The sequence below is a fragment of the Anaerolineae bacterium genome (genome assembly GCA_025062375.1).
Taxonomy (GTDB): Bacteria; Chloroflexota; Anaerolineae; order SpSt-600; family SpSt-600; genus SpSt-600.
The window spans coordinates 16,464-28,166 of sequence record JANXAG010000022.1 but is presented as its reverse complement, the minus strand read 5'-3'; the positions used below and the strand labels follow the sequence as shown (position 1 = coordinate 28,166).

Here is an 11,703-nt window from a genome sequence, read left to right as displayed (position 1 = left end):
CACCCCCCGATTTTCCCCGCCCTCGTGGGCTTGGGGTTTGCCATGGTTCTGGGTCCCACTCGTGGGCGGGATGCAGGGGGTGGTTGATGGCTCCCTTTTTGAGGTTTTTGGGGCATTTCCGAATCCCTGGGAAGGAGCTTGTGCCCTTCCTCCCTCAAGCAGGCACAGGACGGCACGCTCTGGAGCGTTCCACACCCCCACTGTTGAGACTTTTGTCACTGTGCAAAGGATGTTTCAATAGTATTTTCTTCACGGAAAAATGCACGGAGTAAAGGGCATGGTGGAGGTTCATCTTTACGGTAAGCTCCGAAGGTTCGGGCCAGAGCTCAGGGGTGACAGGAATACAGTTGTGAAACTGGAGGTAGAAAGCGGAGAAACAGTGGGTGATGTCCTGAAGCGCCTGGGGATCCCTGTAGAGGAAATCGCCCACGTCTTCCTCAACGGCAGGCTTCTTGCCACGCGCAATTCCATGGCACCCTGGTTGCGCTACCAAAAAGTAGAAGAAGGTTTCCCTACCACTAAACTTGACTTTGACTACCCCGTGCATGAGGGCGACAGGCTCGGGCTTTTCGGACGGGATATGGCGATGTTGGTGGTTTAGAGGGCGGTGCAGGGGGTTGGAAGGGCCTCTGGCGGCCTCTTCGCAGAAGACATCGCAAAACCAGAGGCCCTCTTGTTTTGAAACAAAGGCTCTGTTATAATAAGCATGCAAACAATGGAGGAACATCATGGCTCGCATACCCCCAGGCCAGCGAGTAGTAAACAAACTCCCAGTCCTGCACGTGGGACCAATCCCCCCCTTTGACCCAGAAACCTGGAACCTGCGTATCTTCGGCCGAGTTCAGGAAGAGGTCACTTTTACCTACCAGGATATCCTCCAGATGCCTTTGGTCCGCGTGGTGGCTGATGTCCACTGCGTTACCGGTTGGAGCGTGCTGGATACGGTGTGGGAGGGAGTTTCCCCAAAGGATCTACTCAAAAAGGTAAAGCTGCTCCCGGATGCGCGCTTTGTGGTAGTGCACTGTGAATACGGCTACACCACAAATTTGCCCCTGGAAGCTTTTCTGGACGATGACGTGGTGCTCGCCTACAGGTTGAATGGGGTTACCCTCCCGCCTGAACACGGTTACCCACTCCGGCTTGTGGTCCCGAAACGGTATTTCTGGAAGAGCGCTAAATGGGTACGGGCACTGGAGTTCACCGCCGAGGACAGGCCCGGCTACTGGGAACAGAGAGGTTACCACAACAATGCTGACCCATGGAAGGAGGAGCGCTACGGAGTGTAATGGTGACAAGGCCTTGACAGACCCCTTCTCTGCGCCAGAAGGAAAAGCTCTGGGAGATAGGAGAGAACTCCGTGGAAGGAAATCACATAGAAGAAGGCCGAGAGTTCAGGAGCCTTTTTAGATACACCCTCCTGGGGTATATACTGGGGCTTTCCCTGGGGGCGCTTTTAGACCACATGGGCTTTAGGGGTAATCCCTTTAGCGAATGGGTTGTCCGTAGCTTTTCTGGCGAAGGGGAAAGCATCTTTGAAGGCTTTTATGCCCTAACAAGCAGATTAATGGGTAAGAGCCTTTCCATGGCGGAAGCCTATGGCTGGGGCAAGTTAGCGGGTATGGTTTCCCCCTGGGTTGTAGACTTTTTCTCACGCCTTTTAGGGGTAAACGTATACGGTGTTGAGGGCTTTTACATACCCTACCTGTACGCCCTTAGCGACCAAATAGGGGCGAACATCTCGGGGCTCTTCTTTCTCTGGAAGAAGAGGAGGGGCCTTGGAGGTGCTCTTGACGAGTATAGGAGAAATCCCGTAATGCTAACCAGCCTTGCGGTTATACTTCTGGTGCCCGTGGGCCTTATCCTCGCAAGGCTTATGGGCTTTAGCCCAACAACCAATCTCTACGCAGCCCTTGAGACGGTAGCTTCAAACCTCTGCTGGCTACCGCCCCTTGTGGGCGTCCTGTGGGAAAGAAAAATCAAAAAGGAGGAAAAACTATGATGGGCATCAGGGACCTGCTTCTGATAGCCCTGCGAGCTGAAATGGATAGCAAAGCTTACTACGAAGGGCTGGCCAGCAGGGTTAAAAATTTCCTCCTCAAAGACAGGCTTAGCTTTCTAGCTGGCGAAGAGGAAAAACACCGCCGCTACTTTCAGGGTCTGCTGGAATCAAAGTTCCCGGGCGAGGAGATTATCCCTCCGCCTTCCACCCCCGTGCCTTTGCCGCGCCTGGAACTCCCCAGCGAGAAAATCCCCCTGAGCGAGCTTCTCTGGCAGGCCATGCAGGCCGAGAAGGCCGCTGAAGATTTCTACGTTGAACTCGCAGGAAAATTTGAGGAAGAAAGCCCAGAGCGAAAGATGATCCTCTACATCGCTTCCATGGAAAGGGGGCATTACCGGTTGCTGGATCAAGAGCGGGAAGCAGTCCTTCAATTTGAGGAAGCTGACTTCATCTGGCCCATGACTCACCTGGGGCCATAAAATTTTCTGGAGGGTCAGACCATGGAGAAGTTCAAAAGCACTGAAGAGATTCTGGACTTTGCCATTGAGAAAGAGACTGAAGCCTATCAATTTTACACCGATTGGGCCGGACGCCTTGATGACCCAGTGATGCGTGAAGTTTTCCAGGAATTCGCCCAGCAGGAAATGGGCCACAAAGAAAAACTTCTCAAAGTAAAAGAGGGCCAGCTCCAGCTGACTGTCACCCCTGAGGGCGTTCCCGACCTCAAAATAAGCGATTACCTGGTGGAAATAAAACCTCACGCTGCCGTAAGCTACCAGGAAGCGCTCATCGTAGCCATGCAGAGGGAAAAAGCCTCCTTCAGGCTGTATAACGATTTAGCCGCCAGAGCTGAAAGCCAGGAGCTGCGGAATCTTTTCTTAGCTCTGGCTCAAGAGGAAGCCCGCCATAAACTGCGCCTGGAAATCGCTTACGATGACCTGCTCTACCCGGAGGGATAAAGCTATGGGAAACGAATCTCTATCCCTTGAGGAGGCTCTGGCCATTGCCAAAGAGGCTGAATTGAAGGCGGCCCGGATTTACATGGAAGCTTCGGCCAAAGCCACCAATCCCATGGGGAAAAAACTCCTGGAACAATTGGCCGACTTTGAGAATTACCACTATCGCAAGCTGGTAGAGCTGGAGGAATCCCTGCGACAAAAGGGGGAATTCATTGAATACGAAAGCAGGTCAATGCAGTTTTCCGTTCCTCCGGAGACGGGGGACAAAGCCCAAGAACTGGAAGCCAAAAGCGTAGCAGCGATCCTGGCCACCGCTATTGATATTGAAAAGGCTGCCGAAGAACGCTACAAAACTCTGGCTGAGCGCACTGATGACCCCAGAGGCAAGGCAATGTTCCAGAAATTGGCCCTGGAAGAACACTACCACTACCGCATCCTCAGCGATGAGTTCTATGCCATAAGCAACCGAGGGGTCTGGGTTTGGTCAGAATAAACTTATCTAACCATGGAGGATCAGGCTATGATAAGCGTCAGAGCTGCCGGTGAAGCAGGCCAGGGAGTGGAATCCAGCAGCGCTGGGTTCGCCAAAGCCATGATGAGAAGCGGATTCCACGTGTTTGTGCTTCTGGACTACCACTCCCGCATTAGGGGAGGCCATAACTTCGCCACAGTGCGAATCTCCACAGAGCCTCTCTGGTCTCACAGCGAACCCGTTCACATCCTCCTGGCCTTGGACGAGGAGGCTATCCCAAGGCACCTTAGCCAGATAGTCCCCGGGGGCGCCATCATTTACGACGAAAACCACCAGGTAAACCCTGAAACCCTGGGAGGAGATATTCTGGCAGTGCCCGCTCCCATTATACGCATAGCCAGGGAAGTCGGTGGAAAAGAGCTCATGGCCAACACCGTAGCTTTTGCCATTGCGGCGGGGCTTATGGAACTACCTCTGGAACCCATAGAAGGCATAATCCAGGAAAATTTCCGCAAAAAGGGCTCTGCTGTGGTGGCAAGCAACCTCAGGGTATCGCGGGTTGCTTATGAATGGGCCAGGGAAAACTACGCCCGCCGCATCCCCTTCCACCTTACCCCCCGCGCGATGCCCGGCCGCATGCTCATGAACGGCAATGAAGCTTTCGCTCTTGGTGCACTCCTGGGAGGATGCAAATTCGTAGCCGGGTATCCCATGACCCCAGGCAGCCCCGTCCTGGAGTGGATGGCAGCTCATGCTGCCAGGTACGGCGTTGTTGCAATGCAGGTGGAAGATGAAATCGCCGCCCTGAACATGGCCGTAGGAGCGGCTTATGCAGGAGTAAGGGCTATGACCACCACCTCCGGTGGTGGTTTTTCCCTCATGGTGGAAGCCCTGGGGCTGGCGGGAATGACTGAAACCCCTGTGGTAATTTACGAAGCACAGCGGCCTGGTCCATCCACCGGAATGGCTACAAGGACGGAGCAGGGAGACCTCTTGTTCGTCCTGCACGCTTCACAGGGCGAATTCCCCCGCATAGTATTGGCTCCGGGCACCATAGAGCAGGCTTTTGAAACCGGCTGGCGAGCCTTTAATCTGGCTGAACGCTATCAATGCCCCGTTATAGTCCTCTCGGACCATTACCTGGCAACATCTTTGCGCGATGTAACGCAGGAAGCCCTGGGCCTGGAAAAGCTTGAGATCGATCGGGGTAAACTTCTGAGCGAAGCCCAGCTGGATGCCCTGCCCGAAAGGGAATACAAACGCTACGCCTTTACCGAAGATGGCATCTCTCCCCGGGCGGTGCCCGGCCATCCGAAAGGTGTTTATACAGTCATGAGCGACGAGCACGATGAAATGGGCCACATAACCGAAGACCCTGTAAACCGACGCCTGATGATGGAAAAAAGGATGCGCAAGCTTAAACTCGCCTTGAACGAGATGCGTCCACCCAGCCTTTACGGGCCTGAGGAAGCGGAAATAACCTTCGTGGGATGGGGTTCTACCTACGGCCCTCTGCGGGAAGCTGTGGATCGCCTCAATGCCGGCGGAGTTAAGGCCAATATGGTCCACATCGTAGATGTGTGGCCCTTCCCCGCTGAAGCCGTAAAGAACATCCTGAGCAGGGCTCGCCGGCTTATCGCTGTAGAAAACAATTACTCTGGCCAGATGGCAGACCTTATCCGTATGATGACTGGCATAGAGATCAAGGAACGCATCCTTAAATACGACGGAAGGCCTCTCTCGCCGGAATTCATAATGAAAGGGGTGTAGCCATGGGAGATGTGAGAGACTTTTACGTGCCCATACGCCCTACCTGGTGCACAGGTTGCGGAAACTTCGGAATATGGAATGCCCTGAAGCAGGCTCTGGCCCAACTTGACCTCAAACCCCATCAGGTGGCTGTAATTTCAGGCATCGGTTGTGGAAGCAAACTGCCCGATTATACCTACGTAAACGGCTTTATGGGGTTGCACGGCAGAACCTTACCCCTGGCCACTGGGGTTAAAATGGCCAACCATGAACTGGTGGTTATCTGCACCCACGGCGATGGCGACGCCTATGCTGAAGGGCTCGGGCACATGATGCACGCTGCCCGCCGCAACATCGGAATCGTGGACATCGTTCAGGACAATAGAGTCTACGGCCTCACAAAAGGCCAGTTCAGCCCCACCAGCGAGCGCGGACGGATAAGCAAGACATCGCCCTGGGGCTCCATAGAGCTGCCAGTGAATCCATTGCTGGTTGCCCTGGCTGCAGGAGCCACCTTCGTAGCCCGCTCCTGGTCGGGTGATGTGGACCATCTAACATGGCTCATCACCGAGGCCATAAAGCACAGAGGCTATGCCCTGATAGATGTCCTCCAGCCCTGTGTCACTTTCAACCGGGCCCAAGCCTACGATTTCTACCGCCCCAGGGTTTACAAGTTGGAAGAAGACCCCCACTATGACCCCACCAACCTGAATTTGGCCTTCCAGAAAGCGCAGGAGTGGGACGACCGCATACCCATCGGGATTTTCTACCGGACAGAGGAGCGCCCGGCTTATGAAGAAATGATGCCAGCCCTGGCTTTTGGGCCACTGGTAAAGCAACCCCTGGGGCAATTCAGCGAGGAGCAAATTCAGAAGCTGATGGCAGAGTTCGTTTAAAGGATGGAGGTGTTAAAATGGCTTTGATAAGAGTAGACGTGCGAGGGCAAACCTGCCCGGTTCCGCTGGTGGAAGTCCGCAAAGCCATACGCAAAGCCGAAGCAGGTGACATAATTGAAGTTGTGGGGACCCATCCTCCTTCCAGGAAGGAAATCCCCATGGCTGTTGAGGCCCTGGGGTTAAAAGTGCTCAGCATAGAAGGCACCGATGACAATTGGGTTATCCGCATTCAAAAATAAAATTTGCCTGCGGAGGGAGCTATGGCTAAAGTTACCATAGTTCAGGGAGAATGCATCAGCTGCGGAGCTTGCTGGTCCGAATGCCCTGAGTTCTTTGAAGAAGACGAGAATCGCCTAAGCCAGGTAGTGGAAAAATACCGCGTAGGAGGTAACCCCGCCGAAGGGGAAGCCCCTCCCGAACTTGAAAGCTGCGTTAAGTCGGCTGCCAGCGGGTGCCCAGTAGAAGCCATCAAGGTAGAATAAACCTGGAAGCCATCCTTCAAAGCTTAAAATCGGACCGCAAAGCCTCTGCTTCTCCCTGTAAAGGAGGCAAAAGTGAGATTTTTGTCGTTGAGAGGGGGAAGGCTTTGAATTAAACTGAGATGGAGAATTTAACCGGAGGAATAAAAGCTGTGGCTAAAAGTTTGACTCTGCCCGTTTCAGGGATGACCTGTGCTTCTTGTGCGGCTCACGTGGAAGAGGCCCTTAAAGCTGTCCCTGGCGTGATTTCGGCCTCGGTGAACCTGGCTACCGAACGCGCCACGGTAGCTTACAACCCCGATGGCACCGGCATCGTTGCCTTTGTGAAAGCCATCCGGGATGCTGGATACGATGTGCCGGTGGAAAGGGTTAGCCTATCTATTGTGGGGATGACCTGTGCCTCTTGCGTAGCTCATGTGGAAAAGGCCCTTAAAGATGTAGAAGGAGTGCTTTCGGCTTCAGTTAACCTGGCAACAGAACGCGCTACAGTGGAATACATCCCTGGCGTTGCTTCCTTCGCAGATCTCGTAGCGGCAGTGAAGGGTGCGGGCTACGATGTGACCTTTGAACGGGAAGGGCTCAGCCAGGAGGCCGAAAGCGAGGAAGAGCGGAAGATCCGCATTGCTCGCCGCCGGACCCTCATAGCGTGGGGGTTCACCATCCCTGTTATCCTCTGGATGCTTCCGGAGATGCTTATGGGTGTGATGTGGCCCACTCCAGCCTTCTACAACCTCGGCATCATCCTCCTGGCCTTTCCGGTGCTTGCGGTGGCCGGCCATTCTACCTATCGCTCCGCCTGGAGCGCAGTGCGCCACGGTTATGCCAACATGGATGTGCTGATTTCCCTGGGAACTGTTACTTCCTTCCTCACGGGGCCCCTGAGCTTTGTCATCCCCATCGCCAACTATGCGGGCATAGCCGCCATGATCATGGCTTTCCACCTCACAGGACGTTACGTAGAAGCCGTGGCCAGAGGGCGTGCTTCTCAGGCTATCCGCAGGCTTTTAGAACTGGGAGCCAAAACAGCCCGCGTCCTGGTGAACGGCCAGGAAGTAGAAGTCCCTGTAGAAAAACTGCAGGTGGGCGACATCATCCTCGTACGGCCTGGGGAGAAAATCCCCACCGATGGGATTGTTGTGGAAGGGGAAAGCAGTGTGGATGAGTCCATTGCCACCGGTGAATCCATGCCGGTGAACAAACGCCCCGGTGACGAAGTAATCGGTGCCACCATAAACCACGATGGTTTCCTCAAAATTCGGGCCACTCGTGTGGGCAAAGATACTTTCCTGGCGCAAGTTATAAAACTGGTGGAAGAAGCCCAGGGCTCCAAAGTGCCCATCCAGGAGTTCGCTGACCGGGTCACGGCTGTCTTTGTGCCAGTGGTGCTTGGGATAGGGGTAGCAACTTTCTTCCTGTGGTTCGCATTTCCCGAAGCCCTGAAGCCGGTAGCAGTGTGGGCCTCGCATTTCCTCCCCTGGGTTAATCCTGAAGCCGGACGGCTTACTCTGGCCATTGTAGCTTTCATTTCCGTTATAATCATTGCTTGCCCCTGCGCCCTGGGCCTGGCAACCCCCACCGCCTTGATGGTGGGCAGCGGCCTTGGCGCTCAGAACGGCATCCTTTTCCGTTCCGGTGAGGCTATCCAAACCCTGAAAGATGTAAAGGTCATTGTTTTTGACAAAACAGGCACCCTCACCAAAGGCAAGCCCGAAGTAACTGGCGTGGTTGCTCCTGACCAGGCCGCTGAGGCGACCGAAATACTCTTCTGGGCTGGCTCCGCCGAACTTGGAAGCGAACACCCCCTGGGCAAGGCAGTGGTGGAAAAAGCTCAGGAATTGCGGATTGAACTTGCCAACCCCCAGGAGTTTGAAGCCGTCCGGGGTCAGGGGGTTAAAGCTCTCGTGAACGGCAGAAAAACATTGGTGGGAAGCCGCCGGTTCCTTGAAGCCAATGGTATTGACCCTTCCCCACTGGAAGAAGCAATGCGGGAGTATGAAATGGAAGGGCAGACAACGATGCTGGTAGCGGTTGGTGGGAAGCTTCTTGGCCTTATCGCCGTAGCTGATACCCTCAAGAGCGATGCCATACTGGCTGTTCGGGAGCTGGAAGCTATGGGAATTCGCACTGCTATGCTCACGGGCGATAATCGACGCACAGCTGAAGCTATTGCCCGCAAGCTGGGCATCACCCACGTCCTGGCCGAAGTCCTTCCTGAAGAGAAGCTGAATGAGATACGCCGCCTTCAGGAGAAACACAGCCCTGTGGCCTTCGTGGGCGATGGGATAAACGATGCCCCAGCCCTCAAACAGGCCAACGTGGGCATCGCTATAGGCACTGGAACCGATATTGCCATTGAAGCTTCGGACGTGACCCTGGTTAAGGGCGAGCTCATGGGCGTGGTTAAAGCGGTGAAACTATCAAAGGCTACTTTCGCTAAAATAAAACAGAACCTCTTCTGGGCCTTTTTCTACAATGTAATCATGATACCCCTCGCCGTGCTGGGGATGATGCATCCCCTTCTGGCGGAAGTAGCTATGGCCACCAGCTCTGTGAGTGTGGTCAGCAACGCCAACCTTTTGCGCAGAGCAAAAATTTAAAGGAGGATACACATGGCCAAGGTAAAAGATGTGGTCTGCGGAATGTGGGTGGATACCGAAACAGCTCCGGCTAAAACTGAATACAAAGGCAAGACCTACTACTTTTGCGCTCCTGGTTGCAAGGTAGCCTTTGAGAAAGACCCCGAGAAATATATCAAAGCCGAAGAAAGCCATACACATCCCCGTCACAGGTGCTGTTAATTAAATCTGGGCCAGGAACTGCCCCAGCCCATCGTTCAAACCCTGGCTAACTTGCGTGCTCCACAATTATAACCCCCGCACGGGAAAGGTATGGATTTTGCCTCCGCCCTGAAATCCGGTAGAATTATATATGTGCGAAACAGTTTGGGTTTTTTGGGGGTTAAAGGTTTAGAACATCCTGGAGGGGGAAAAATGAAGCCCGTAAGGATAACTGACACAACTTTTCGGGATGCCCACCAGTCCCTTTTGGCCACCCGGCTCCGCACTGAAGACATGCTCCGCATCGCTCCCCTTATGGACAAAGTGGGCTTTCACTCCATGGAAGTGTGGGGAGGGGCAACCTTTGATGCTGCCATGCGTTTCCTCAATGAGGACCCATGGGAGCGGCTGCGCCTTTTGAGGGAAAAATTGCCCAATACCAAGCTACAGATGCTCCTCCGGGGGCAAAATGTGGTGGGATACAGGCATTACCCGGACGACGTCGTGGAAAAATTCATCGTTTTGGCGAAAGCCAATGGCATTGACATATTCCGCATCTTTGATGCTTTGAACGACACCCGCAACATGGCCTGGGCAATGAAAGTGGCCAAGAGGGTAGGAGCCCACGTCCAGCCGGCTATATCCTATACCATAAGCCCTGTCCACACTATTGAAAAATATGTGGAAATGGCAAAAGAGCTGGTGGACCTCGGGGCCGATTCCATCTGCATAAAGGATATGGCTGGTCTTCTTTCCCCTTACGTTGCTTACGAACTTGTAAGCCGGCTCAAGCGGGAAGTCCCCGTCCCCATCCAGGTCCACACCCACTACACCAGCGGTATGGGGACCGCCACCCTCCTCAAAGCCATAGAAGCAGGAGCCGACGTAGTAGATACGGCTATTTCCACCATGGCTCTGGGCTCCTCTCAGCCTCCAACTGAAACCCTGGTGGCTATCCTTAGGGGCACGCCTTGGGATCCCGGTTTAGACCTGGAGCTTCTGTCGGAAATTGCCAAATACTTTGGCGAAATCAGGGCAAAATACAAGGCTTATGAAGTTCCGATAACAGTTGACGTCAACGTGCTTACATATCAGATTCCTGGAGGCATGCTTTCCAACCTTATCGCCCAGCTGAAAGAACAGAAAGCCCTTCACCTCCTGCCCAAAGTGCTGGAAGAGGTGCCCAGAGTTCGAGAAGAACTTGGTTATCCGCCCCTGGTGACACCCACAAGCCAGATCGTAGGCACCCAGGCAGTCCTCAACGTCCTCATGGGAGAAAGGTATAAAGTCATCCCGAGGGAGGTCAAAGACTACATTCGCGGTCTTTATGGTCGGCCCCCTGGCCCCATTGACCCCAAAGTCAAGCAGCTGGCTATAGGGGATGAGGAACCGATAGACTGTCGGCCGGCGGATCTCCTGCTACCAGCGCTGGAAAAAGCGCGCGAAGAAATAGGGGATCTGGCCCGAAGCGAAGAAGACGTGGTCTCATACGCCCTCTTCCCTCAGGTGGCAAGGCCCTTCCTGGAAAGGAGAGCAAAGGGTGTAAGCTTCAAGGAAGAAATAGCAGCCGCTGTAGCTGCCTCCATTGCCGCCAACCGGAAGCCAAAAGCGCCCTCAGTTCCGGCTCCGGAGGCCCCAGCACCTCAGGTTTCCTTTTCACCCTGGAAACTTGCAGCCAGGCCCGTCGGAGGGTGGGTTAGATGGTAGAAAGGTTCCGCCTCCGGATAGAGGATGAGGTTTACCAGGTGGAAGTGGGCGATGGAGTGGTGTGGATAAATGGTCAACCCTTTTCTGTGAAAGTGGATAAAGGCAAGGTTATAGTGGAGGGGGCTTCCCATGAGGTGGAATTGAGGGCAGATGTGGTCGTGGTGAACGGCATAGCGTACAAATACGAAATTCTGGAGGAAAAACCAGAAACGCAGGCTGTCGCTTTACCCGAAGCCCCCGTTGAAGAAGGAGGACTCGTAAAAGCCATAATGCCCGGTAAAATCATAGCTGTTAAAGTGCAAAAGGGCAGCAGAGTGAAGAAGGGCGATGTTCTCTGCATTCTGGAAGCCATGAAAATGGAAAACGAAGTCCATGCCCCGCGGGATGGTATCGTGCGGGAGGTCATGGTTTCGGAAGGGGATGACGTGGAGATGAACCAGGTCCTTGTGATCATTGAATAAAGGGAGGCAACCGAATTGCGAGGCTGGAGCTGGTCCCAGATTATTCTGTGGGCTATAACTTTCCTTGTGGTTTTGAGCCTGGTCCTCGGGTACCTCCTGACGGCCCTTGCACCTCCCGGGAATTAACTGGCGCCTTTTCCACCACCGCTATGGGCCTGGAGTTTTCAGGTCTAATGCAGTTCGCGAGGAGGTTCCTGCGAACAC

14 protein-coding genes are annotated in these 11,703 nt (G+C 54.1%); all 14 read left to right on the top strand.

Annotated elements, in window-relative coordinates:
• Nucleotides 1–259: 259 nt before the first annotated feature.
• The 14 genes from NZ653_06955 to NZ653_06890 all read left to right on the top strand — a co-directional run bounded on the left by NZ653_06955 (nt 260) and on the right by NZ653_06890 (nt 11,499).
• Complete coding sequence (locus NZ653_06955; protein ID MCS7286853.1) at nt 260–601, top strand: hypothetical protein; 342 nt, start codon at nt 260–262, stop codon at nt 599–601.
• A 127-nt stretch (nt 602–728) separates the two neighbouring features.
• On the top strand, nt 729–1,286 hold the full coding sequence (locus NZ653_06950; protein MCS7286852.1) for a sulfite oxidase-like oxidoreductase: 558 nt from the start codon (nt 729–731) through the stop codon (nt 1,284–1,286).
• 71 nt (nt 1,287–1,357) lie between these two features.
• On the top strand, nt 1,358–1,999 hold the full coding sequence (locus NZ653_06945) for a hypothetical protein (protein ID MCS7286851.1): 642 nt from the start codon (nt 1,358–1,360) through the stop codon (nt 1,997–1,999).
• A complete protein-coding gene (locus tag NZ653_06940; GenBank protein MCS7286850.1) occupies nt 1,996–2,478 on the top strand; it encodes a ferritin family protein in 483 nt (160 codons plus the stop codon). Before NZ653_06945 ends, NZ653_06940 begins: the two co-directional genes overlap by 4 nt.
• 21 nt (nt 2,479–2,499) lie before the next feature.
• Nucleotides 2,500–2,958 carry a ferritin family protein gene (locus NZ653_06935; GenBank protein ID MCS7286849.1) on the top strand — a complete coding sequence of 153 codons (459 nt, stop codon included), beginning with the start codon at nt 2,500–2,502 and terminating at the stop codon, nt 2,956–2,958.
• Nucleotides 2,959–2,962: 4 nt separating this feature from the next.
• On the top strand, nt 2,963–3,451 hold the full coding sequence (locus NZ653_06930) for a ferritin family protein (protein MCS7286848.1): 489 nt from the start codon (nt 2,963–2,965) through the stop codon (nt 3,449–3,451).
• Between the two features lie 27 nt (nt 3,452–3,478).
• Complete coding sequence (locus NZ653_06925; protein MCS7286847.1) at nt 3,479–5,200, top strand: 2-oxoacid:acceptor oxidoreductase subunit alpha; 1,722 nt, start codon at nt 3,479–3,481, stop codon at nt 5,198–5,200.
• A 2-nt stretch (nt 5,201–5,202) separates the two neighbouring features.
• Nucleotides 5,203–6,075, top strand: a complete 873-nt coding sequence (locus NZ653_06920) for a thiamine pyrophosphate-dependent enzyme (protein MCS7286846.1) — start codon at nt 5,203–5,205, stop codon at nt 6,073–6,075.
• 17 nt (nt 6,076–6,092) lie between these two features.
• Complete coding sequence (locus tag NZ653_06915; GenBank protein MCS7286845.1) at nt 6,093–6,314, top strand: sulfurtransferase TusA family protein; 222 nt, start codon at nt 6,093–6,095, stop codon at nt 6,312–6,314.
• A gap of 21 nt (nt 6,315–6,335) precedes the next feature.
• On the top strand, nt 6,336–6,557 hold the full coding sequence (locus tag NZ653_06910) for a ferredoxin (GenBank protein MCS7286844.1): 222 nt from the start codon (nt 6,336–6,338) through the stop codon (nt 6,555–6,557).
• 119 nt (nt 6,558–6,676) lie between these two features.
• Entirely contained in the window at nt 6,677–9,151 is a 2,475-nt protein-coding gene (locus NZ653_06905) for a heavy metal translocating P-type ATPase (protein ID MCS7286843.1), read from the top strand.
• Nucleotides 9,152–9,163: 12 nt separating this feature from the next.
• Nucleotides 9,164–9,352, top strand: a complete 189-nt coding sequence (locus NZ653_06900) for a YHS domain-containing protein (GenBank protein MCS7286842.1) — start codon at nt 9,164–9,166, stop codon at nt 9,350–9,352.
• A 192-nt stretch (nt 9,353–9,544) separates the two neighbouring features.
• A complete protein-coding gene (locus NZ653_06895; protein MCS7286841.1) occupies nt 9,545–11,038 on the top strand; it encodes a pyruvate/oxaloacetate carboxyltransferase in 1,494 nt (497 codons plus the stop codon).
• Entirely contained in the window at nt 11,032–11,499 is a 468-nt protein-coding gene (locus NZ653_06890; protein ID MCS7286840.1) for a biotin/lipoyl-binding protein, read from the top strand. The genes NZ653_06895 and NZ653_06890 overlap by 7 nt, the downstream gene beginning before the upstream one ends.
• Nucleotides 11,500–11,703 lie beyond the last annotated feature (204 nt).